Annotated in this window: 21 protein-coding genes and 1 tRNA gene; 6 read left to right on the forward strand and 16 right to left on the reverse strand. The window is 60.3% G+C overall.

Annotated elements, in window-relative coordinates; all coding sequences use genetic code 11:
- Positions 1-184 precede the first annotated feature (184 nt).
- The 3 genes from N2A41_RS21400 to tesB all read right to left on the reverse strand — a co-directional run bounded on the left by N2A41_RS21400 (position 185) and on the right by tesB (position 3086).
- Positions 185-1612, reverse strand: a complete 1428-nt coding sequence (locus N2A41_RS21400; protein ID WP_017966165.1) for an ammonium transporter — start codon at positions 1610-1612, stop codon at positions 185-187.
- 27 nt (positions 1613-1639) lie between these two features.
- On the reverse strand, positions 1640-1990 hold the full coding sequence (locus tag N2A41_RS21405; RefSeq protein WP_003543684.1) for a P-II family nitrogen regulator: 351 nt from the start codon (positions 1988-1990) through the stop codon (positions 1640-1642).
- Between the two features lie 211 nt (positions 1991-2201).
- Positions 2202-3086 carry an acyl-CoA thioesterase II gene (gene tesB, locus N2A41_RS21410; protein WP_170263013.1) on the reverse strand — a complete coding sequence of 295 codons (885 nt, stop codon included), beginning with the start codon at positions 3084-3086 and terminating at the stop codon, positions 2202-2204.
- An 83-nt stretch (positions 3087-3169) separates the two neighbouring features.
- Between tesB and N2A41_RS21415 the strand changes: the two genes are divergently transcribed.
- Positions 3170-4384 (forward strand): ubiquinone biosynthesis hydroxylase, encoded by a 1215-nt coding sequence (locus N2A41_RS21415; protein ID WP_170263012.1) that lies wholly within the window; start codon positions 3170-3172, stop codon positions 4382-4384.
- Positions 4385-4456: 72 nt separating this feature from the next.
- Here the strand turns inward: N2A41_RS21415 and N2A41_RS21420 are convergent, their stop codons facing one another.
- The 4 genes from N2A41_RS21420 to N2A41_RS21435 all read right to left on the reverse strand — a co-directional run bounded on the left by N2A41_RS21420 (position 4457) and on the right by N2A41_RS21435 (position 7109).
- Complete coding sequence (locus N2A41_RS21420) at positions 4457-4645, reverse strand: Trm112 family protein (RefSeq protein ID WP_017966162.1); 189 nt, start codon at positions 4643-4645, stop codon at positions 4457-4459.
- 9 nt (positions 4646-4654) lie between these two features.
- Positions 4655-5341, reverse strand: coding sequence for an LON peptidase substrate-binding domain-containing protein (locus N2A41_RS21425; protein ID WP_017966161.1), 687 nt, complete (start codon positions 5339-5341; stop codon positions 4655-4657).
- A gap of 123 nt (positions 5342-5464) precedes the next feature.
- Entirely contained in the window at positions 5465-6439 is a 975-nt protein-coding gene (trxA, locus tag N2A41_RS21430) for a thioredoxin (RefSeq protein WP_260109662.1), read from the reverse strand.
- 160 nt (positions 6440-6599) lie between these two features.
- Positions 6600-7109: a prolyl-tRNA synthetase associated domain-containing protein gene (locus N2A41_RS21435; protein WP_260109663.1), complete on the reverse strand. Its 510-nt coding sequence runs from the start codon at positions 7107-7109 to the stop codon at positions 6600-6602.
- A gap of 257 nt (positions 7110-7366) precedes the next feature.
- Between N2A41_RS21435 and N2A41_RS21440 the strand changes: the two genes are divergently transcribed.
- Positions 7367-7441, forward strand: a tRNA-Gly gene (locus N2A41_RS21440).
- Positions 7442-7485: 44 nt separating this feature from the next.
- On the opposite strand, the gene N2A41_RS21445 is transcribed toward N2A41_RS21440, so the two are convergent.
- The 4 genes from N2A41_RS21445 to N2A41_RS21460 form a co-directional block, all read right to left on the reverse strand.
- Positions 7486-8676 carry an IS481 family transposase gene (locus N2A41_RS21445; RefSeq protein ID WP_260109368.1) on the reverse strand — a complete coding sequence of 397 codons (1191 nt, stop codon included), beginning with the start codon at positions 8674-8676 and terminating at the stop codon, positions 7486-7488.
- A 213-nt stretch (positions 8677-8889) separates the two neighbouring features.
- Positions 8890-9132, reverse strand: a complete 243-nt coding sequence (locus N2A41_RS21450) for a DUF6680 family protein (protein ID WP_162115071.1) — start codon at positions 9130-9132, stop codon at positions 8890-8892.
- 1 nt (position 9133) lies between these two features.
- Complete coding sequence (locus N2A41_RS21455; RefSeq protein ID WP_222292763.1) at positions 9134-9490, reverse strand: DUF6680 family protein; 357 nt, start codon at positions 9488-9490, stop codon at positions 9134-9136.
- Positions 9490-9828, reverse strand: coding sequence for a hypothetical protein (locus tag N2A41_RS21460; protein ID WP_222292760.1), 339 nt, complete (start codon positions 9826-9828; stop codon positions 9490-9492). The genes N2A41_RS21455 and N2A41_RS21460 overlap by 1 nt, the downstream gene beginning before the upstream one ends.
- A gap of 132 nt (positions 9829-9960) precedes the next feature.
- Between N2A41_RS21460 and N2A41_RS21465 the strand changes: the two genes are divergently transcribed.
- The 4 genes from N2A41_RS21465 (at position 9961) to N2A41_RS21480 (ending at position 14541) form a co-directional block, all read left to right on the forward strand.
- Positions 9961-10308 carry a hypothetical protein gene (locus N2A41_RS21465; RefSeq protein WP_162115068.1) on the forward strand — a complete coding sequence of 116 codons (348 nt, stop codon included), beginning with the start codon at positions 9961-9963 and terminating at the stop codon, positions 10306-10308.
- A gap of 1066 nt (positions 10309-11374) precedes the next feature.
- The gene (locus N2A41_RS21470) at positions 11375-12817 is read left to right on the forward strand and encodes a M81 family metallopeptidase (RefSeq protein WP_260109664.1); all 1443 of its coding nucleotides are present in this window, start codon (positions 11375-11377) and stop codon (positions 12815-12817) included.
- A gap of 164 nt (positions 12818-12981) precedes the next feature.
- Positions 12982-13200, forward strand: a complete 219-nt coding sequence (locus N2A41_RS21475) for a hypothetical protein (RefSeq protein ID WP_260109665.1) — start codon at positions 12982-12984, stop codon at positions 13198-13200.
- Positions 13201-13206: 6 nt separating this feature from the next.
- Positions 13207-14541, forward strand: a complete 1335-nt coding sequence (locus tag N2A41_RS21480; RefSeq protein WP_260109666.1) for a glucoamylase family protein — start codon at positions 13207-13209, stop codon at positions 14539-14541.
- Between the two features lie 96 nt (positions 14542-14637).
- Here the strand turns inward: N2A41_RS21480 and N2A41_RS21485 are convergent, their stop codons facing one another.
- The 5 genes from N2A41_RS21485 to N2A41_RS21505 all read right to left on the reverse strand — a co-directional run bounded on the left by N2A41_RS21485 (position 14638) and on the right by N2A41_RS21505 (position 21565).
- On the reverse strand, positions 14638-15675 hold the full coding sequence (locus N2A41_RS21485) for an ABC transporter ATP-binding protein (RefSeq protein ID WP_170258232.1): 1038 nt from the start codon (positions 15673-15675) through the stop codon (positions 14638-14640).
- On the reverse strand, positions 15672-17339 hold the full coding sequence (locus tag N2A41_RS21490; protein WP_260109667.1) for an ABC transporter permease: 1668 nt from the start codon (positions 17337-17339) through the stop codon (positions 15672-15674). Before N2A41_RS21490 ends, N2A41_RS21485 begins: the two co-directional genes overlap by 4 nt.
- Before the next feature lie 149 nt (positions 17340-17488).
- Positions 17489-18505 (reverse strand): iron ABC transporter substrate-binding protein, encoded by a 1017-nt coding sequence (locus N2A41_RS21495; RefSeq protein WP_260109668.1) that lies wholly within the window; start codon positions 18503-18505, stop codon positions 17489-17491.
- Positions 18506-18717: 212 nt separating this feature from the next.
- Positions 18718-20256, reverse strand: coding sequence for an L-piperidine-6-carboxylate dehydrogenase (gene amaB / locus N2A41_RS21500; RefSeq protein ID WP_260109669.1), 1539 nt, complete (start codon positions 20254-20256; stop codon positions 18718-18720).
- A 25-nt stretch (positions 20257-20281) separates the two neighbouring features.
- Entirely contained in the window at positions 20282-21565 is a 1284-nt protein-coding gene (locus tag N2A41_RS21505; RefSeq protein WP_260109670.1) for an NAD(P)/FAD-dependent oxidoreductase, read from the reverse strand.
- Positions 21566-21618 lie beyond the last annotated feature (53 nt).

Genomic DNA, 21618 nt, shown 5'->3' on the forward strand with positions numbered 1-21618 from the left:
GATGTTAACCATGCATAGCCGGACGACAATTCCGGACAGGGAAATGAAAAAGGCCCGAACCTTGAAAGGTCCGGGCGAAATGCGGTCTATGGCAGCTTTTCCGGGTCTAACCCGGAAAAGCTCGAGATAGGCCGCGACGGGCCGTGAAGCGGCGCCCTTTTGCCGGGCGCCGCAAACCCTGTGATCAGGAAGAGTGGTAGGCGGCTTCGCCGTGGGTCGAAAGGTCGAGACCTTCGCGCTCGGCTTCGACGGTGACACGCAGGCCGATGACAACGTCGACGATCTTGTAGAGGATCGCCGAGCCGATACCCGACCACAGCAGCGTCGTCAGCACGCCCTTGGCCTGAGCCCAGACCTGGGTTGCCGTGCCGGCATAGGAGGCTGCGAAGTCGGCAGTCGAATAGTCGACGATGCCTGCACCGCCGAGCGCCGGGTTGACGAGGATACCGGTGCCAAGAGCGCCGATGATGCCGCCGACGCAATGGACGCCGAAGACATCAAGGCTGTCGTCGTAGTTGAACTTGTTCTTCACGACGTCGACGAAGAAGTAGCACACCGGCGAGACGATGAGGCCGAGAACGATTGCGCCCATCGGGCCGGCAAAGCCTGCCGCCGGGGTAATGGCGACGAGACCGGCAACCGCGCCGGAAGCGCCACCCAGCATCGAAGCCTTGCCGCGGGTGAGGGTTTCAACGATGCACCAGGACACAGCGGCGGCAGCCGTTGCGACGAAGGTGTTGATAAAGGCAAGCGAGGCGTAGGCATTGGCTTCGAGGTTGGAGCCGGCATTGAAGCCGAACCAGCCGACCCAGAGCAGCGAGGCGCCGACCATGGTCAGCGTCATCGAATGCGGAGCCATGATTTCCTTCTTATAGCCCGTGCGCTTGCCGAGCATGATGGCGCCGACGAGGCCCGCAATACCGGCATTGATGTGAACGACCGTGCCACCGGCAAAGTCGATTGCGCCGTAGGAGAAGATCAGGCCGGCCGGCGAGGTGTAGGAGCTCGGACCGCCCCAGAACCAGACCATGTGGGCCATCGGGAAGTAGATGAAGGTGACCCAGAGGACGACGAAGAGCATGACGGCCGAGAACTTGATGCGCTCGGCGAACGCGCCGACGATCAGGCCGGGCGTGATGCAGGCGAAGGTCATCTGGAACACGATGAAGGTGTATTCCGGAATGGCGACGCCCTTCGAGAAGGTTTCAGCGAGCGACGACGTGTTGACGCCGGCGAGGAACGCCTTGGAGAAGCCGCCGACGAAGCTGTTCAGCGAGCCGCCGTCGGTGAAGGCGAGCGAATAGCCGTAGGTCACCCAGATCAGCGCCACGACGGCCGTGATCATGAAGACCTGCATCAGCACCGAGAGCATGTTCTTGGCGCGGACGAGACCGCCGTAGAAAAGCGCAAGGCCGGGGATGGTCATCAGAAGGACGAGCGCCGAGGAGACGAGCATCCAGGTATTGTCACCCTTGTCCATGGTGAAAGCAGGAGCAGCAGCGGCGGTGGCAGCTGGTGCAGCCTCCTGCGCGAAAGCAACGGCCGGCGCCAGAAGGGCAGCCGTTGCTGCGCAAAGACGCGCAGAGGTGGAAGAAAACTTCGAAATTGACATTGGAAAAAGCTCCTTGATCTGCCGTTCTTACAGCGCTTCTGAATCGGTTTCGCCCGTACGGATGCGCACGGCATGGTCGATCGAATAGACGAAGATCTTGCCGTCACCGATCTGACCGGTCTTGGCCGATGCCGCGATGGCCTCGACCGCCCTGTCGACGAGTTCCGATGCAACCGCGATTTCGATCTTGAGCTTCGGCAGGAAGCTGACTGCATATTCGGTGCCGCGATAGATTTCGGTGTGCCCCTTCTGGCGCCCGTAGCCCTTCACTTCGGTTACAGTCAGCCCCTGAATGCCGATCGCCGTAAGGGCTTCGCGGACCTCATCGAGCTTGAACGGCTTGATAATGGCCATCACAATTTTCATCTGGTTTCCCATCCTTCGTTATCCTCGGCGCGGAGCCGACTCTCCTTGCCGCTGACGTTCCCGAACAGCGACCGGCGAATACACATTCAAGGGACGTGCCAGATTCGAGGCAAGATGTAAGTTATTGAAAAGTAAAGGTTATAATAAAAAGCGCCAATAAACAGGCAAATGATCGGCCGATAAGCGCACAAATAACGCGCAAATTAAAAAAGTTGCACATTATTTATTCATTTGCCTTTTTCCGAATCAGACCTTCCTGCGTGACCGATGCGATCAGGCTACCCGAACGTGTAAATAGGCTACCCCGGGTTAATCCTCTGGCACCTGAAGCCGAGGGACTATCCTGAGTATAAAGCAGCCAGTCATCGAGTTTGCAGGGTCTGTGGAACCACATCGAGTGATCGAGGCTCGCCACCTGCAGGCTCTGGTCGAAGATGGACGTTCCGTGCGCATAGAGCGACGTATCGAGCAGCGTCATGTCCGAAAGATAGGCAAGCACCGCCGCTTGATAGAGCCGGTCGTCGGGAACCGGGCCGGTGGCGCGCACCCAGACGTCCTGTTTGGGATCGAGCTTCCTGTCGGAAAAATAATGCGTCAGCGAGACGGGACGAATCTCGATCGGCCGCTCACGCTGCCAGTATTTTCGGATCGCCTCCGGCGCATGGGCGAGATACTGTTCCTTGATCTGCTGCTCGCCGAGCAGCGCCTCCGGCATCTCGACTTCGGGCATCGCGATCTGGTGCTCGAAGCCCGGCTCCTCCACCTGGAAGGAGGCCGACAGCGCGAAGATCGCCTTGCCGTGCTGGATGGCGACGACACGCCTCGTATTGAAGCTCGATCCGTCGCGGATGCGCTCCGCCTGATAGATGATCGGCACCGAGGGATCGCCGGGCCGCATGAAATAGGCATGCAGCGAATGGACGAAACGCTCGCCCTCGATGGTGCGTTGCGCCGCCATCAGCGCCTGGCCGATCACCTGGCCGCCGAAGACCCGCTGCCAGCCGACCTTGGGGCTGCGGCCGCGGAAAATATCGACCTCGATCGGCTCGAGGTCGAGCGTCGAAAGCAGCGTCTCCATCGCCGAAGGCCCTGATGTCTCGCCCGTCATTTCTATGTCTCCCAGCGGTAGGAAGTGAAGTTGCGATGATCTATATAAAGCACATCTGAGGCATAAGGTACGGGAGCGGCGCGATGCTGGACATGCTGGTTGTGGGTGGGGGTTATGTCGGCCTTTCCGCCGCTGTCGCGGTCAAACAGGCCGCGCCGCATCTGAATGTCGCCGTCGTCGAGGCGGCTCCCGAACACGTCTGGAAAAACGATACGCGCGCTTCCGCCGTCATCGCGGCGGCGGCAAAGATGCTCGAGGTCTTCGGCATCTGGAACGAGATTGAACCGGAAGCCCAGCCGATCACCAAAATGATCGTCACCGACTCCAAGACCTCCGATCCGGTGCGTCCGGTTTTTCTGACCTTCGACGGCGAAGTCGCCGAAGGCCGGCCCTTCGCCCACATGATCCCGAATGTCGTGATGGTAGCAGCCCTGCGCGGTGCCTGCGACCGGCTCGGCATCGACATCCGCCACGGGCTCGGCGCCACGGAGCTGAAGACCCATGACACCCATGTCACCGTCACGCTTTCGGACGGCAGCGCGCTGGAAACCAAGCTATTGGTTGCCTGCGACGGCGTGCGCTCGACGCTGCGCGATCTCGCCGGCATCAGGACCGTTACCTGGGATTACGGCCAGTCCGGCATCGTTGCAACCGTCGAACACGAGCGGTCGCATGACGGCTGCGCCGAGGAACATTTCCTGCCGGCCGGCCCCTTCGCCATCCTGCCGCTGAAGAACAACCGCTCCTCGCTCGTCTGGACGGAGCGCACGCCGGATGCCAACCGGCTGGTCGCTGCCGACGACCTGATCTTCGAGGAAGAGCTCGAACGCCGCTTCGGCCACAAGCTTGGGAGCCTGAAAGTGATCGGCGACAAGCGCGCCTTCCCGCTCGGCCTGACGCTCGCCCGCTCCTTCGTCGCGCCGCGTTTCGCGCTGGCCGGCGACGCTGCCCATGGCATCCACCCGATTTCCGGTCAGGGCCTCAATCTCGGCTTCAAGGATGTGGCGGCACTGGCCGAAACCATCGTGGACGCCGATCGCCTCGGCCTCGATATCGGCTCGATCAACATTCTCGAGCGCTACCAGACCTGGCGGCGCTTCGACACGTTCCGCATGGGAGTGACGACCGACGTCTTGAACCGGCTCTTCTCCAACGACGCAACGCCGATCCGCATCGCCCGCGACGTCGGCCTCGGCATCGTCGACCGGCTGCCGCGCCTCAAAACCTTCTTCATCGGCCAGGCGGCCGGAACGACGGCGAAGCACAATCCGCGCCTGCTTGCCGGAGAGACAATTTAACCTTTGTTTTTACGCAATACCCGGCAAAAGCGCCTCGCGCCTTGCCTGGGAAAACCGCTTCCGAGAATTGCTTTAGTCGTCGAGGCGGCGGGCCTCGGATACCAGCATGATCGGAATGCCGTCTCGGATTGGATAGGCAAGCCGTGCCTTTTCCGAGACGAGCTCATTCTGCTCTCGATCATAGGAAAGCCGGCCCTTGGAGAGCGGGCAGACCAGGAGATCGAGCAGCTTGGGATCGACGCGGCTGAGTTTTTCATCCATGGCTGAAGTCTACTGCAGAACCGTGTCGGAGTCACCGAAGACGCGCGCCAGCACGATTTCGGTAATGGCGATCAGCGTCTCGGCCCGCGTCTTCAGATCCGGCGCCTCCAGCAGCGCCTGTTTTTCCGCCGGCCCGAAGGGCGACATCATCGCCAGCGAATTGACGAGCGTCAGATTGCTCGCCCGCTCGACGCTCTCCCAGTCCGCCTCCAGCTTGTTGGCATCGAGATAGTCCCTGAAGGCGGTGAGAAGCGCAGCGCGATCAACCGCCTCCTCCTCGTTTTCGGCCGAGAGGTCGGCGATGAATGGGGCGATACGGAAGATACGGAAGGGATCGTTGGTCGATTTCTCTTCCAGCAGCCGGAAGCGGCAGACGCCGGTCAGCGATACGATACAGCGCCCGTCGCCAGTCTCCGCGAAGGAGGTGATGCGGCCGAGGCAGCCGACAGCGGCAAGGTTGGGCTCGCCGCCCTTGTCCTCATGTTCGCCAAGCGCCGGCTGCACCATGCCGATCAGCCGGTTTCCGCTCAATGCTGCATCCAGCATCGCCAGATAGCGCGGCTCGAAAATGTTGAGGGGTAGCTGCCCGGCCGGCAGGAGGAGGGCGCCGGTCAGGGGGAAGACAGCGATCGCATCAGGCAGATCGCCCGGCTTCAGGTATCTGGCATTCCCGACTTGCATGAAACCGTCCCGCATTCTTGTAACGGGCATGCCCGTCTTGACGAGAATGTGGTGCCCTCGCCCGAAAACGCAAGGGCAGATGTTCGAAACTTAGCAGGATTCAGATTTTAGGCCGATCAGGCCTAAAATCGTCCTGATCTAGGAGAACAGCATCGCCGAAAGCTTGCGGCGCGCTGCAACCGTCGCTGGATCCTTAAAGCCCCAGACCTCGAAGAACTGCAGCAACTGGCGGCGGGCGCCATCATCGTCGAAGGCACGATCCTTGCGCATAATCTGAAGCAGATGGTCGGCCGCTTCGTCGCGCCGCCCTTCGACGTTGAGAATCTTGGCGAGCTTCAGCCGCGCCTCGTGATCATCGGGATTGGCGGCCAGTTCACGCTCGAGCGCAATGGGGTCGCCGAGCTTGCGGGCCTCCTCGATCTGCTCAAGTTTCTTCAGCACGGCCTGAATGCCGGTGTCTTTTGACAGCTCTTCCGGCAATTCCGTCAGTATGTCGCGAGCCCGCTGATGCTGGTTGTCGGCGATCATGCATTCGGCCATCCCGGCAAGCGCCTTGGCATTCTCGGGATCGGCCTGCATGACGGCGCCATAGAGCTGAGCGGCCTCGTCGATATTGCCGGCGGCAAGCAGTTCCGCCGCTTCCGCAAGCACCGCTTCGATTTCGGCCGCCTGGTCGGCGCCGGCCGGACCGGCGATCCGGTCGATGAACTGCTGGATCTGGCTTTCCGGCACCGCGCCCATGAAACCGTCGGCAGGACGGCCGTTGACGAAGGCGATGACGGCGGGGATCGACTGGATGCCGAGCTGACCGGCGATCGACGGATGGTCGTCGATGTTCATCTTGACCAGCCGGACACGGCCCTTGGCTTCGTTGACCACCTTTTCCAAGGCCGGCGTCAGTTGCTTGCACGGACCGCACCAGGGCGCCCAGAAATCGACCAGCACCGGCTGGCTACGCGATGCCTCGATGACGTCCTTGGAAAAATTCGCGGTCGTCGTCTCCGTGATGTAGCTGCCGGCCGCAGCCGTGGGTTCCGGCGCAGCACCGAAGCTTGTGCTCGCCGTCATCTGATTTCCGAAGGAACCGCTATAGGGGTTGTCGCTGCCGCTCATAGGTATCTCCCGCCGCGCCGATCCTGCCGGCGTCTTTGCTAAAGCATGTCGCGCAAAACTGTGGTGCGGTTTTGCGATAAAGGCATGCGCAAAACCAGAGACTAAAGCGCGGCAAGCGAATCTGAAAGATCGCGACGCGCCTTAGCGCTAAAATCGTATGTCAGGACGTCACTTTCAAGACAAGCGGCTTATGTCCCGTCGCTTCCATGAAACGGATGAGATCGCTGCTCGCAATCGAGGTCGTCGCATCGTTGGACAGCGGATGGCAGTTGACGATCTCTTCGCGCATCAGATCGGCATCGAACACGAAGGTAACATTCTCCGCGGTATCGTTGATCGCGCCGAACGCCGTGACGGCCCCGGGGATGACGCCGAGATATTCCATCAGCTTTTCCGCCCTGCCGAAGGAAACCCGGCCGGACCCGCCGATCAAATTGTGCACCTGTTTGAGGTCCACCTCGGCATTTTCCTCCACCGTCAGCAAAAAATACCTGTCCTTCTTGTCTTTGACGAACAGGTTTTTGGTGTGACCGCCGGGGATTTCATCGCGAAGCGCCACCGATTCGGCGACAGTGAAGACCGGCGCATGGTCGACCGTCTTATGGGCAATGCCGAGCCCATCGAGAAAGGCAAACAATTCTTCTCTTGTCTTCGGGGCATTTTCGGACATGGGGCAATCCATTGGACAGGAAGGGAAAAAAGCGAGGCGTCCTGATTAAGTGTGTCCACATCGTTTGGCAATCTTTGCGACCGACGCTTTGCCCCGCATTTGCGGCCTTTCCACCGGGCGTCTGCGAACACCGGAATTTTTCTTCGCCTCTCCGTCATTTCCCTGTTGCATTTGAAAACCCGTTAGGCCATATAGCGCCGGTCGCCGCGAGGCGGCGCCCACGGTCCAACAACCTACCCCGGACCGATGCGGATTGAGCGGGTGTAGCTCAGGGGTAGAGCACAACCTTGCCAAGGTTGGGGTCGAGGGTTCGAATCCCTTCGCCCGCTCCAGTTTTTTAAATGTCCATTCCCGACACATAGGTAACGGAACGTACCTAAGACATGGGTGACAACCTCGTGCCGAACGGGTTGTCGATGGTTTGCAAGGTTCTCTGCTCCAGGTCGATATATCCCAGATCATAGTGCATGAAGCTGACGAGCCAAATGCCGTTGTCGACTTCTTTGATGCCGAGTTTCTGTCCGGCCATGACGGTTGAGATATTGATCTTCTTGCGGTGCATACAGATGCGTCCACAATGGGTGACCAGCACGTCGCGGTCATGGAAGGGGTATTCGATCTCGGGCAGGCCGGTATAGAGGCGGTCTGACGGCCGATAAATCTCTGCCGGATGCCGCATGTTCAGCGCCTCATGTGGGCGTTCCTCGTTGAATTCGCGGATGAAGTCATCGAAGCGTGCCTGCTGTTGGAGGATCGTCCTGCCGGGCGGGCGGGTGGCCTCCTTCTTCAGCGTCAGATGCATGCGCTCGTGGCGGCCGTTCTGCTGCGGGTGACCGGGTTTGATGCGCTCGATGCCGATGCCGAGCCTCAGCCACCAGACCGACAGCTTCGACAGATTGTAGAGCCCATTGGGGCTGGCGAAGGGCAGACCGTTGTCGGAGCGGATGGCGGTGGGCAGCCCGCGTTCGGCAAAGAGCCTGCGGAAGGCTTCGAAGACGCCCTGCTCGCGGGTCGATTCGAAGGCCTCGCAGCAGAGAAGGTAGCGTGATGCCTGGTCGGTGACCGTCAAGGGGTAACAGTAGCGTCCGTTGCCGAGCTTGAACTCTCCCTTGAAATCGGCGCACCAGAGGTCATTGGGAGCAAGCGCTTCACCAAGCACCGTTCCCACGGCCTTGTTCGCCCGGTTCCTCTTGCGGGCCTGGCTCACAAGGCCGTGTCGGTCGAGCACGGCATGCACGGTGCTTGTGGCGGGAATGCGCACATCGCCTGCAAGCCGCTTGACCAGAAGCTCCCGGATTTTGCGTGCTCCCCAATATGGTTTTTCCTTCTTCAGTCGCACGATCATCGCCGTGACTGGCTCGGGCAACTGGTTGGCATAACGGACCGGTCGGCGCGACCGGTCCGTCAGGGCATCAAGCCCTTCGTCCTTGTAACGGTTGAAGATCTTGTAGCCGGTCTTGCGCGAGATGCCGAATTCCCGGCAAACATCGCTCATACCCTCGCCCTCAAGCAGCCGGGCGACAAATCGAAGACGTTCCTCCATGACCGAAATCTCTCTCCACGGCATCAACACCTCCCGCTTCAAAACGGAAAGTGTTACCCATGTCTCCGGTACAAAACGTCACCTATCTCTCAGGTCGGGCAAAATTTCCAGCAAGGATAGAAACGCCCGGCGGGCCTCTGTGGGTCTAGTTTTTTCATGGAACCAAAGAGGTACCGGGAGCCTTTCAAGGCTGATGGCGCTCCATCAGCCAGAACCAGGCCCACACCTCTACCATCGTCAGCCTTTCCACAGCCAGTTCGGATCGATCGCGGGCGCCGGTGGAAATGGATTGAAAACCGTCGGATTGATGAAATTTGTGACCGGTATCGGCCGCTTGTTTTCGAAGATTTCGATCAATAGGCCATGCAACCGTCTTATTGTTTCTTGATCGCTTGCCCACCCGCTTGGAGAGTAGGCCAATTCTTCGATTTCTTTTTTGTCTTGTGAAAAGCCGGTAGCCCGCGCGATAGCGTAGACCAAATCAATGAAAGCATCGTCGTTCTTTCCAGAACGATTCGTCGGCCACGCCCGGAATCAGTTTTCTTGACAGAAGACGGATATAAGCTTTGTAGGCCGCCAGCACGGTCTCTTCTTCACTAAAGTACACTTGGATGAGATCCAACGACGAGACGTGTTCGGGATCAAGCTGAAATCGCCGTGTTTTCATGAGTGATGCGAAAATTTCTGCTTTCTGCCGCAATTTGAGTGCCTCGACCTCCTCTCGTCTCGTGATCTTCACCGCACGGATCGGACCAATGTAGACGGCGAAAGCGGTGACGCCTAAGATCAGAATATTGATCCAATCCTTCGCCTGAAATGCCCAAAAGTTTGAGTCCATCACGGCAGTTCCCGAACTTTTTGGAGCCGAACGTTAACGTTCCCCAGCGGCGTCCGAAGCTCTAGAAAGGGCTCTTTGTCAAATTTCATTGGAAAGACGAAAGGCACTTCATAGGTTAGCCCTTGCGCGGGTGCTGTGACGCCTTGCACCACGGTTACACCAGGTGGCACTTGAACCGAAACCGTACCTGTAAGCTTGCCTTCTTCGTCCTCGCCAAAAGCGCCATCGAAACTGACACCCGCCATGTCCGCGCCCGATATTTTACCGTCGGCTATTACAAACATTGCCAAGCCGTTACCCGCACCGCCTGCGAAGTAGCCCGCGTAGAAACCAGTCATCGCCACACCTCCTCGGTTGCAAGGAGAAGGTCAAATTCTCTGAGTCGGAACAATTAGACGGAGAGCTTAATCACAATTATTACTTTTATTTCGAATCTCGAATTACATCTTCAAATTATGGTGTCGCCGCGAATGACTGATGCTCAAACATTCATCGCTCGTCACTTTGTGGCGATAAGCGTCAACTCTCGCATGAAGGATGATCAAGGCCCCGACCGTTTCTTCGCGGCTTCCGGGTTGCTGATACGCATCGGGGACATATTTGGCATTCTGACAGCGGGTCATGTGGTCGAATACCTCGATGAGGCCGTGAATCACCCAGACATCATCAGCCTTGGGTGCCAGTTGCTAGACACCTTCGGCGAAACGAAGCTAAGCGACCACGGGGTTCCTTATGATCTTAAGAGCTCGCCTCGCCTCCATTTTCACGACGACAAACTTGGGCTCGATTGTTTCTCGAGGAGCACCAAATCCGATTAATCGCGAAACACAATATTGTCCCGCTCACATACGAGGCTTCGCAGAACGAACCTGCCGACCTTGAGGTCTTTTTTCTGCTCGGTCTTCCTGTTGAGCTAACATCCGAAAGGGTATCGCCTTCGGGAAACGCCACTGTCGGAATGACGATGCTCAGGCTTAAGAAAGCCGAACCGGAAGAGCAGACCACGCTCTTTCCGAGGTTTATCGCCACAATCGATAGCCGGACCCATCTACAGAGCCTAGAGGGCATGAGTGGTGGGCCGATTTTTGGTTTCAACACCGAGCGCCCTAACAAATTCAATCGTCATGGAAGAAATCGGAGCGCAAGATATTCGGGTGCCCGGTAGCGCACATATATGACATTCTCAACCATCTACACAATGAAGCCGCTAAAGAGCTTGCGCGGAACAGCTGATTTGACGCCTTGTGCTACGTGTCAGAGGTCATTTTGGCAGGTATCCGTAGATTGATATCCATTCTCGACGGGTAGCCTCTAAAGCGCATAGCCGCATCGACTTTCTGTTCGGCGAATTGTCGAGCGCTTCGCTGACTTCATCGGCAAGCCACGCCCCGCCATAATCTATATAGCACTTCGGAATCCCGAAATTGGTGGCGGTATTGAAATCATTGGATGTTTCCCCGCGGCGGCACCGCCCAAAACGCGACGAATTTCGGAATCCCGAAGTGGGGGAATTTCGGGATCCCGAAGTGGGATTTTTTCTCTATGGCGACGCGGCCACGGCTGTCGGCAGCAATCGGCCCGGCATCCGACGGAAAAAGCCGAGTCGGTCCGAGACTCACCGATTACGGCACCTTCCACCTCAACGCCGGCTTAGAAGATCAAGATTGTAAATTTATTTTGGTTGATTGGTTCGTTTGTAAACTTATTGTCGAGGCAAAAGGACGCGTCTTCGGATCGGATCCCGCATGTTCAGTTTATCGCAGCACAAACTCCGTCGAGCGACACCGATCCGCACCCAGCGCGTCGATGCCAGCGCTCGGGCCGGAGTGCCAGCATCGCCGCCCATAACGTCCTGATTGCTCCCAACATCAACTGAGGTTTCCCATGCGCATCGCTGTCGGTGGCATTCATACCGAGTGTAGTACATACAATCCCGTCCTGAACGAGGAGAAGGATTTTCGCGTGGTGCGCGGCGACGCACTGTTGGCGTCTCCCTATTTCGCCTTCCTCAGGGATTATGATGCCGAGTTCCTGCCGACGATCCATGCGCGCGCCATTGCCGGCGGCCCAGTTTCACGCGCCACCTACGAGGCCTTCAAGGGTGAATTCCTCGAGCGGCTGAAGCCGATGCTGCCGCTCGACGGTCTCTACCTCGCCATGCACGGCGCAGTGTATGTCGAGGGTATGGAGGATGCCGAGGGCGACTGGATCAGCGCGGCCCGTGCTCTGGTCGGCGAGGATTGCACGGTTTCGGCAAGCTACGACCTGCACGGCAATGTCACCCAGCGCATCATCGATGCGCTCGACATCTATTCCACCTATCGCACCGCGCCGCATATCGATGTCGAGGAGACGATGCGCCGCTCCGTCTCCATGCTGGTAAACAGCCTGAAAACCGGCGAGAGGCCGATCCTCCTCTGGGCGCCGATCCCGGTGGTGCTGCCCGGCGAGCGCACCAGCACCGTCGATGAGCCGGCAAAGAGCCTCTATGACATGCTGCCCGGGATCGATGCGCTTGATGGCGTTTGGGATGCATCGCTGATGGTCGGCTATGTCTGGGCCGACGAACCGCGCGCCACCGCTGCCGCGATCATGACCGGCACCGACCGCGCCGTGCTGGAACGCGAGGCCAAACGTCTCGCGAGGGCTTATTGGGATGCGCGCGAAGACTTCGTCTTCGGCTGCGAGACCGGCTCGGTCGAAGAATGCGTCGCCAGGGCAATCGCAAGCCCGACCGCGCCAGTGGTGCTTGCCGAATCCGGCGACAACCCCACAGGCGGCGGCGTCGGGGACCGGGCCGATGTATTGGCCGAGTTGATCGCCAGGGGTGCCACCGGCGTCGTCTTCGCCGGCATCGCCGACAAGGCGGCGACCGAGGCCTGTTACGCCGCCGGCATCGGCGCCGAGCTGGAGCTCAGCGTCGGCGCCTCGCTCGATACCAAAGGCAGCAAGCCGGTTGTCGCCCGCTTCACGGTCAAATTCCTGCATGAGACATCAGATCCCGCCGACCGCCAGGCGGTGGTTTCGGTCAGTGGTATCGATCTGGTGCTTTCCGCCAAGCGCCGGCCCTATCACAATATCGCCGATTTCACCCGGCTCGGCCTCGACCCGCACCAAGCGAAGATCATCGTCGTCAAATCGGGCTATCTCTCACCGGAACTGGCGCCGATTGCCAATCCGAACCTGATGGCGCTATCAACAGGTGTCGTCGACCAGTTCGTCGAACGCCTGCCGCGGCTGCGCAAGCTGCATCCGACCTACCCCTTCGACAAGGATTTTGCCTTCGAGCCGCAGGTCTTTCTTTCCGCACGCTCGACGCCGGCCTGAGTTCGACCGGTCGGCGCGCCACAAGCCGACGCGGCCGACTCACTGCCGCCCGGCGAGATGCTGACGGGCTGATGCGCGCCGCAGCCACGCCCCGCCTGATGCAGGCCTATGCGATCGGACGATAACGCTTGAGGGCTTTGTCGGCCGCTCTTATAGAGCATCCGATGAAGCAAGTATTTCAGGAAATGAGCTGTGCCGGGGAGGTGCAGGTCGCCCTTTTTGCTGCATCGCTTATATCACTTATCCCAGATATTATTTCACCCTTAATTGTTAACGACCAATTCCACCCATTTGTGTTCTCTTATCCCTACGAATCAAAAAGGTTTGATTTGCTCGGGGACGCCCACCATGTTGAAGCATGGGGCGATGCAACAGTTGGGTAGGAGCCTATGCTGCAACGGATTGAAGACATTGATGCAGCGCTCGTCGACAGGCTGCAACATTCGGCGTTCAAGTATTTCCTGAAATATTCCAATCCCGAAAACGGCCTGGTGGCGGATACCTCGATCGGCGGGGTTCCGGCGAGCATCGCAGCGGTGGGCTTTGCGCTTTCCTCCTATCCTGTCGGTGTCGAGCGTTTATGGATCAGCCGCGAGGAGGCGGCCGAACGTACGGTCAATACGCTGCGGTTCTTCGCCGAGGCGCGCCAGGGCGAGGAACGCCACGCGACCGGCCACCGCGGCTTCTTCTACCATTTCCTGCACATGGATACCGGCCATCGCGCCTGGAACAGCGAGCTTTCGACCATCGACACGGCGTTGCTTGTCGCCGGCATCCTCACGGCCGCACAGTATTTCAATCGCGAAGACGACGAGACGGAGACTGAAATCCGTCAACTCGCGACCTTCATCTACGAGCGCGTTGACTGGCGCTGGGCGCTGAACAAGGGCGACACGATTGCCATGGGTTGGAAACCCTCTTCCGGCTTCCTGCGTTGGCGCTATCACGGCTTCGACGAGGCGATCATCCTCTACACGCTGGCACTCGCTTCGCCGACGCACCCCATCCCGCAATCGAGCTACGACGTCTTTACGTCAAGCTATTCCTGGATGCTGCACGGCGAGCAGTCCTATCTCTATGCCGGGCCGCTCTTCATCCACCTGTTCTCGCATGCCTGGATCGATTTCCGCGCCATTCAGGACAAGCCGATGGCGGAGCGGAACTGGGACTATTTCCGCAACACGCAGGTAATGATCAACGTCCAGCGTGATTATGCCGAGCGCAATCCCGGCCAGTTCGTCGGCTATAACAGGAATGTCTGGGGTTTCTCCGCCTGTGACGGTCCGCCACCGACGCGACGCATGCGCGGCGGCCGCCAGCCGAAGGTTCTGGGTTATGCCGCGCGCGGCGCCCCGCTCGGTCCGGATGACGGCACGATCGCACCCTGGGCAGCACTTGCCTGTCTGCCTTACGACAAGCAGGCGGCTCTCGATGGCACCAAGGCGCTTCTGACTACCTATCCGAATCTGCTCTTGGAAGGCGGCTTCCCCGGTGGCTTCAACCCCACAGTCAAGACCAAGCGGCCGGAAGGCTGGGTCGACGACCGCACCGTCGGCATCGACCAGGGCCTTGTCGTCATGACCATCGAGAACGACCGTTCGGATTTCATCTGGAAACTGATGCGGCAATCGCCGGTCATCCGTCTCGGTCTCGAACGCGCCGGCTTTACCGGCGGCTGGCTGGAAGGCATCGAACCGGAAGAAGTGGTGCGCAAGTTCGGCTAGCGAATAACCCCGAGATCGAAATTGATTTCTGGAAAATGACACGAAAACGATAAGTGATGGAGCCCGCGCGTCCAATAGGAGGTGCGGGCTCTTCGTTTAGCTCTCGAAGACATGCGCCTTGCCGGCGATATCGAGGCGAACGAGATCGCCTCGCGCCGGAAGGGCGACGCTCGAGGTCTTGATCAGGATCGGCGGCAGCGCAACGCCGTCCAGCGAAACGGCAACGGTGCAGACGGCGCCGCCGAATTCCACCTCGACGACACGTCCGCCGTATTTGCGATCGCTTTCATCGGCAACGACGCGAATCTGCTCGGGCCGCAGCATGATCTCCGCCTTGCCTTGACGGCTGCCCTCGACGGCGACATGGCCGAGAGCGCAGTCGGCAAGGCCATTTCGGATGATGGCGGGAAGCAGCACGGCGTCGCCGAGAAACAGCGCCGTCTCGCGATCGCGCGGATGGAGATATAATGATTGCGGCGACCCGGCTTGGATCAGCCGCCCCTCTCTCAGAACCGCCACCTGATCGGCAAAGGTCAGCGCCTCTTCCTGATCATGGGTGACGAGAATGGCGGTGATGCCGGCCGCCTGCAGCACGCGCGCAACCGCCTTGCGCATATTCTCGCGCAGGCCGGTATCGAGTGCCGAGAAAGGTTCGTCGAGCAGCATCAGCCGCGGTTTGCGGCCGAGCGCGCGGGCGAGCGCCACACGCTGTTGCTGGCCGCCGGAAAGCTGATGCGGGCGCCGCGCCAGCATGCCGCGGTCGAGCTCGACCATGTCGAGCAGCTCGAGCACGCGTTTCTCGCGATCGGCGGCACCTCGCTCGAAGCCGAAGCCGATATTCTCGGCAACGCTTAAGTGCGGAAACAGCGCACCGTCCTGCGAGACGATGCCGATGCCGCGCTTGTGCGCCGGTATTGTCGCCGGGCCGTCGGCAAGCACCTCGCCATCCAACGTCACCCTGCCGACATCCGGTTGTTCGAAGCCGGCAATGATGCGCAGCAGCGTCGTCTTGCCCGAACCGGACGGGCCGACGACCGCCGTGCGGCTGCCCGCCTGGACGTCGAGCGAAATATCCTTCAACGCCTGGACGGGGCCATAGCGCTTGCTGATGTTCTCGATCGTAAGCAGCGTCATTGGCCGGCAGTCCGTTTCGATTGGGTATAGAGCATCAGGGTGAGCGGCAGCGACAGCACGATCATCATGAAGGCGTAGGGAGCGGCCGAGACATAGTCGATCTCGCTGGTCAGCGACCAGAATTTCGTCGCCAGCGTATCGACGCCGTTGGGCGACAGCATCAGTGTCGCCGTGAGTTCATTGGTGATGCCGAGTGCGGCCAGCGCGACGCTGGCGGCCGCTCCCGGTGCGGCAAGCCGCATGGTGATCTGCCGCACCGCCTGGCCGGGCGTGCGGCCGAGGCCCATCGCGGCGCGCTCCAGCTCCACCGGCGCTTGGGCGATGCTGGCGCGCAGCCCGATCATGGCGCGCGGCAGGAAAAGCATTACATAGGCGACAAGCAGCGTTGCGAAGGTCTGATAGAGCGGCAGCACGAGACGCACGGTGATCGTCACCAGCGCCAGCGCCACGACGACGCCCGGCAGCGAGCCGACATAATAATGGCAGGCTTCGAGCACCCGCTGGAAGCGGCCGGGCGCACGCACCGAAAGCCAGGCCATCGGCGCTGCGGCAATCGTCGCCAACACGCCGCCGATAACGGCAAGCACAATCGTTTGCAGGAAGGCGTTGCCGACTTCGATGCGCCAGATATCGGTGCCGCCGAGATAGAGCCAGCGGCCAAGCGTCACCAGCGGCACGCCGAGCGTCAGCGCCGCCAGGATGACGGGCAGCAACACGGCCGGCACGACGAACCAGCCCAGCCGGCGGCGATCCGCAGGGCGTGGCGAGCCGGTGCCGACGCGGGCATAGCGTTCATTGCCGCGCACCAGCAGCTCGAAGCCGAGCAGAAAAAGGCAGCAGGCGACGAGCACACCGCCGAGCATATTGGAGGCCGGGCTGTTGTAGGACGACTGGAACTGGTCGACGATCGCCGTCGCAAACGTGTCGAACCGGATCATGACGAACAGTCCGTATTCCGAAAGCAGATGCAGCGCGACCAGCAGCGAGCCGCCGCAGATGGCAAGCCTCAGCTGCGGCAGCACGGCACGGAAGAAGACGCGCCAGGGATTAAGGCCCAGCGAGGCCGCGGCATCCTCGATGGCCGGATCGAGTCGGCGCAGCGTTGCGGCGACCGGCAGGTAGAGGAACGGATAATAGGCGATGACCGAGACGAGGACGCCACTCTGCAGACCGCGCATGCCGGGAATAAGGCTGACCCAGGCATAGCTGTGCACGAAGGCAGGCACGGCGAGCGGAGCAATCGCCAGCCAGGCCCAGAGCCGCGCGAAAGGAATGTTCGTCCGTTCTGTCAGCCAGGCAAGCGTCACGGCAAGCGCGATCGACAGCGGAATGGTGATCGATTCCAGGAGAACCGTATTGACGAGAAGTTCGCCGACGCGTGGCCGGAAGATCAGGGCCTTCACCGTTTCCCAGCCGACATCGTAGGTGACCCAGCCGATGAAGCCGAGCGGCACGAGGCTGAAGATCGCGACGACAGTTGCAAGCAGGATCACCGAAGCGTGCGGCATGCGTCCGCGCGGCAAAACCATGCGCGTGGCCCTCGGCGCGACCGGTGCCTGGTTGCCGGATGCGAGCAATCTATTGTCCTGCAGCAAGGCCGATGCCTTTACACGCTGAAAAAGGAAGGCAACCGCCTTTGAAGGGCAGTTGCCGGATTTCGTCATGCCCTAAGGTTTTCTTGAGCCAAATGCAATAGTTTTGGCCGGAAGAAGCCTGCGGCAGAAAGGTCAAAGCATGTCGCGCAAAACTGTGCCGCGGTTTTGCGACGACGACATGCGGAAAACCAAAGATCTAAAGTGTGGCGCGCCACGCTTTAGATCAGGCCGGCAGCCGTCATCAACTCGACAACCTTCTTGCTGTCGAGGGTCGAAGCTTCGACTTTCGGGGCGTTGAGATCGGCAAGCGGGGTGAGCTTGTCATTGGAGGGCGCATCCTTGCCGATGGCATATTCATAGGAATCGCCATCCATGAGGACTGCCTGGCCAGCCTTGCTGGTGAGGAACTTCAGGAAAGCCTGAGCTTCCTTCATGTGCTGCGTGGACTTCAGGACGCCGCCGCCCGAAACGCTGACGAAAGCGCCCGGATCCTGGTTCTTGAAGTAATGCAGGCCGACATTCTTGCTGTTCTCGCCTGTTTTGGCCTGATCGCCGAACCAATAATAGTGGTAGATGATCGCGCCTTCGACTTCGCCAGCGTTGACGGCCTTCATGGCGACGCTGTTGCCCTTGTAGGGCGTAGCGTTTTCCTTGAGAGCCTTCAGCCAGGCGGCTGTCGACTGCTCGCCCTTGAGCTGCAGCAGGGCGGCAGCGATGGCCTGGAAGTCGGCACCGGCAGGGGATGCACCCCAGCGGCCCTTCCAGGCGGGATCTGCTAGGTCTAGCATCGACTTCGGCAGCTTGTCTTCGGTGAGCTTCGTCTTGTCATAGGCAAAAACCGTGGTGCGTGCGGCAATGCCCGTCCACATGCCGTCAGCCGGGCGATACTGATCCGGAACCTGATCCAGCGTTTCCTTTTCGATCGGGGCAAACAGGCCCGCGCCATCGACCAGCGTCATCGCCGGTGAATTCTCGGTCAGGAATACGTCAGCTGGAGAGGCGTCGCCTTCCTGGATGATCTGGTTGGCGAATTGCATGTCGCTGCCCTGGCGCATGGTGACCTTGATGCCGGTCTCCTTGGTGAAGGCGTCGATCCATTCGCGGCCGAGGCTTTCGTGCTGGGCATTGTAAACAACGAGACCTTCGTCCTGCGCATGGGCGCTGCCGGCGAGCGCGGTGGCGGCGAAAAGAGAAGCGACAAGCGCAAGGGAAAAACGACTAAGAGCAATGTTCATGATGGCCTCCGTGGCAATAGCGCGCCCGAGCTCCCAAGGGCGATGAGAGGCGTATATTTTTCCTGACTACAGATTTCAAGTTTGGCTTGGCCGGAAAAGCCATCACAATATCTTGACTATATATTTCATGTTACCGGGGAATAAAATTCGATTTGGCCAAAAAGGCGACGCTCCCAAGCGCCGCCTCTCTTTTGCAGCCTTTTGCAGCCGGCCTATTCGACGTCGAACTTGACGCCCTGCGCCAGCGGCAGCGTCCTGCCGTAATTGATCGTGTTGGTGGAGCGGCGCATATAGGCCTTCCAGGCATCCGAGCCGGATTCACGGCCGCCGCCGGTTTCCTTCTCGCCGCCGAAGGCGCCGCCGATTTCGGCGCCCGATGGCCCGAGATTGACGTTGGCGATGCCGCAATCCGAACCGCGGGCCGAGACGAAAGTTTCCGCCTCGCGCATATCGTTGGTGAAGATCGACGACGACAGCCCCTGCGGCACGGCGTTATGCAGCGCCAGCACCGCGTCGAAATCGCTGTATTTCATCACATAAAGGATCGGCGCGAAGGTCTCGTGCTCGACCGGGCCGGTCTGATCCGGCATTTCGACAAGCGCCGGGCGAACGTAGAAGGCGTCAGCCGAGCCATTGTCGACGCGTTCGCCGCCGGTCACCGTGCCGCCCGCCGATTTCGCCTCGCCAAGCGCTGCCTGCATCTTCTCGAAAGCCTGGCCGTCGATCAGCGGTCCCACAAGCGTACCACTTTCGAGCGGATTGCCGATGGTGACGGAGCCATAGGCCTTCTGCAGGCGCGGCACCAGCTGGTCGTAGACGCTGTCATGCACGAAGAGACGGCGCAGCGTCGTGCAGCGCTGGCCTGCCGTACCCATGGCGGAAAAGGCGACGCCGCGCAGCGTCAAGTCGAGATCGGCCGACGGGCAGACGATCGCCGCATTGTTGCCGCCGAGTTCGAGAATCGCGCGGGCAAAACGCTGCGACAGGCGCGGACCGACGGCGCGGCCCATAGCCGTCGAGCCGGTGGCGGAAACCAGCGGGATCTTCGGATGATCGACCAGCACTTCGCCGACCTCACGGCCGCCGATGATCAGCGTCGACAGATTGGCCGGTGCGCTACCGCCCTCGGCGACGAAACGCTTCAGCGCCTTTTCGAACAGCGCCTGCACGGCAAGCGCCGTCAACGGCGTCTTTTCCGAGGGCTTCCAGACGGTGGAATTGCCGCAGACCATCGCAAGTGCGGCATTCCACGACCAGACGGCAACCGGGAAGTTGAAGGCGGAGATGATGCCGATCACGCCGAGCGGATGCCAGCTTTCCATCATCCGGTGCTCGGAGCGCTCCGTGGCAATCGTCAGGCCATAGAGCTGACGGGAAAGGCCGACCGCGAAATCGCAGATGTCGATCATCTCCTGCACTTCGCCCAGACCTTCCGAAGTGATCTTGCCAACCTCGATCGAAACGAGACGGCCGAGCGCCGCCTTGGAGGCGCGCAGTTCCTCGCCGAGCAGGCGGACCAGTTCGCCGCGCTTCGGCGCCGGCACGGCACGCCATTCGAGGAAGGCCTGATGTGCCTCATCGATTGCCGCCTTCGTCTCGGAAACGGAATGTTCCCTGAGTTTGCCGATTTCCTTGCCGGTGACCGGCGAGGTGACGGAAAGCGTGCCGCCGTGGTAGCGGCCGGCATCGACGCCGAGTTCGGCAAGCAGTTTGGCGGTTTCGGTGGCGAGATCGAGGACGGCGATGGTCATTGTCGTGTTTCCAATCTTATTATTCTCAGAAGCGTGCATCGGCGAAATGGGCGACCTGAGCGCCGGCTTCGTACCATATTTCCTTGAGTGCACGGAAGCTTGGCTCGGTGGGCGAAGTCAGCGGCAGCGGCAGATCGGCTTCCGGAAGCCGGCCGAGGATATGCTCCGCCAGCGTACGGCCGAAGACCGTACCGGGGGCAATGCCGCGGCCATTGTAGCCCGAAAAGCCGACGACACCAGGTGCGAATTTGTGGAAGCGCGGCAGCGCATTGTCGGTCATGCCGATATGGCCATACCATTCACACTCGAATTCGACGTCGCCGATCACAGGGAAGAGCCGCTTCAATGCGCGTTTGGCCCAACCCTTGTGTACGGCCAGTCCGGTATTGCGCAGCGCCCCGACACTGCCAAAAATGAGACGGCCGGCCTGATCCATGCGGAAGGAGGAGAGAATTTCCTTGGTATCCCATGCGCCTTCCCGCCCGGGCAGGATCGACTGGCGCAGGTTGTGGCCGAGCGGCACGGTGGCAAAATTGAAATAGGGCAGATGCACCTGTTCGCTACGCACCTGCTCCCATGGACCGGTGCTGTAGGCATCCGTCGCGACGACGATCCACTCGGCGCTGACTTCGCCGCTTGATGTCTTCACGGTCCAGCGGCTGCCGTTACGCTCCGTTGCAACGACCGGGCTGGATGTATGAATGGTGACGCCTGATTTGACGGCGGCATGGGCAAGGCCGCGCGCATAGGCAAGCGGCTGCAGCGTTCCGGCGCGTTTGTCGAGCAGCGAACCGGTATAGGCATCGCTGCCGATGCGTTTGGCCGTTTCTGCTGCATCGAGCAGCGTCACGGCGGCGCCGCGGGCGGACCATTGCGCCGCGCGATCCTCGATCTCCTTCAGCCCATCCGCGCCGACCGCGCAATGCAGCGTGCCATTCCGTTCGAGTTCGCAAGCAATCTGATGTTTGTCGATCAGCTCCATGACGAGCTTCGGCGCATTGCCGAGCAGATCGAGCAGACGTTCGCCATGCACCGGGCCGAGCACGCCGGGCAGATCGTTCGGCATCAGCCACATGCCGGCATTGATCAGCCCGACATTGCGCCCAGCCCCGCCGAAGCCGATCTCTTTGGCTTCCAGCAGCACCACCTTCGACCCGGCTTCGGCGAGATGCAGGGCGGAAGAGAGGCCGGTGTAACCGCCACCGACGATGACGACATCGGCCGATACCGTGCCGTCGAGAGGCGAAGTCGTCGGCGCTTCGGGCGCTGTCTTTTCCCAGAGGCCGTGGGAGCGCGGATCATTCAGCATGGCTCAGTCCGATCAGAGCGAAATCGCGGATACTCTAATGCATAAAAGAAAGC

Origin of the sequence: Rhizobium sp. SRDI969, assembly GCF_025152725.1 — a bacterium.
Classification (GTDB): domain Bacteria; phylum Pseudomonadota; class Alphaproteobacteria; order Rhizobiales; family Rhizobiaceae; genus Rhizobium; species Rhizobium leguminosarum_I.

Coding starts and splice junctions, on each gene's coding strand:
- N2A41_RS21400 (WP_017966165.1), bottom strand. CDS start 1,612: ATGTCAATTTCGAAGTTTTCTTCCACCTCTGCGCGTCTTTGCGCAGCA.
- N2A41_RS21405 (WP_003543684.1), bottom strand. CDS start 1,990: ATGGGAAACCAGATGAAAATTGTGATGGCCATTATCAAGCCGTTCAAG.
- tesB (WP_170263013.1), bottom strand. CDS start 3,086: ATGACGGGCGAGACATCAGGGCCTTCGGCGATGGAGACGCTGCTTTCG.
- N2A41_RS21415 (WP_170263012.1), top strand. CDS start 3,170: ATGCTGGACATGCTGGTTGTGGGTGGGGGTTATGTCGGCCTTTCCGCC.
- N2A41_RS21420 (WP_017966162.1), bottom strand. CDS start 4,645: ATGGATGAAAAACTCAGCCGCGTCGATCCCAAGCTGCTCGATCTCCTG.
- N2A41_RS21425 (WP_017966161.1), bottom strand. CDS start 5,341: ATGCGGGACGGTTTCATGCAAGTCGGGAATGCCAGATACCTGAAGCCG.
- trxA (WP_260109662.1), bottom strand. CDS start 6,439: ATGAGCGGCAGCGACAACCCCTATAGCGGTTCCTTCGGAAATCAGATG.
- N2A41_RS21435 (WP_260109663.1), bottom strand. CDS start 7,109: ATGTCCGAAAATGCCCCGAAGACAAGAGAAGAATTGTTTGCCTTTCTC.
- N2A41_RS21445 (WP_260109368.1), bottom strand. CDS start 8,676: ATGCCGTGGAGAGAGATTTCGGTCATGGAGGAACGTCTTCGATTTGTC.
- N2A41_RS21455 (WP_222292763.1), bottom strand. CDS start 9,490: ATGGACTCAAACTTTTGGGCATTTCAGGCGAAGGATTGGATCAATATT.
- N2A41_RS21460 (WP_222292760.1), bottom strand. CDS start 9,828: ATGACTGGTTTCTACGCGGGCTACTTCGCAGGCGGTGCGGGTAACGGC.
- N2A41_RS21465 (WP_162115068.1), top strand. CDS start 9,961: ATGACTGATGCTCAAACATTCATCGCTCGTCACTTTGTGGCGATAAGC.
- N2A41_RS21470 (WP_260109664.1), top strand. CDS start 11,375: ATGCGCATCGCTGTCGGTGGCATTCATACCGAGTGTAGTACATACAAT.
- N2A41_RS21475 (WP_260109665.1), top strand. CDS start 12,982: ATGAAGCAAGTATTTCAGGAAATGAGCTGTGCCGGGGAGGTGCAGGTC.
- N2A41_RS21480 (WP_260109666.1), top strand. CDS start 13,207: ATGCTGCAACGGATTGAAGACATTGATGCAGCGCTCGTCGACAGGCTG.
- N2A41_RS21485 (WP_170258232.1), bottom strand. CDS start 15,675: ATGACGCTGCTTACGATCGAGAACATCAGCAAGCGCTATGGCCCCGTC.
- N2A41_RS21490 (WP_260109667.1), bottom strand. CDS start 17,339: ATGACGAAATCCGGCAACTGCCCTTCAAAGGCGGTTGCCTTCCTTTTT.
- N2A41_RS21495 (WP_260109668.1), bottom strand. CDS start 18,505: ATGAACATTGCTCTTAGTCGTTTTTCCCTTGCGCTTGTCGCTTCTCTT.
- amaB (WP_260109669.1), bottom strand. CDS start 20,256: ATGACCATCGCCGTCCTCGATCTCGCCACCGAAACCGCCAAACTGCTT.
- N2A41_RS21505 (WP_260109670.1), bottom strand. CDS start 21,565: ATGCTGAATGATCCGCGCTCCCACGGCCTCTGGGAAAAGACAGCGCCC.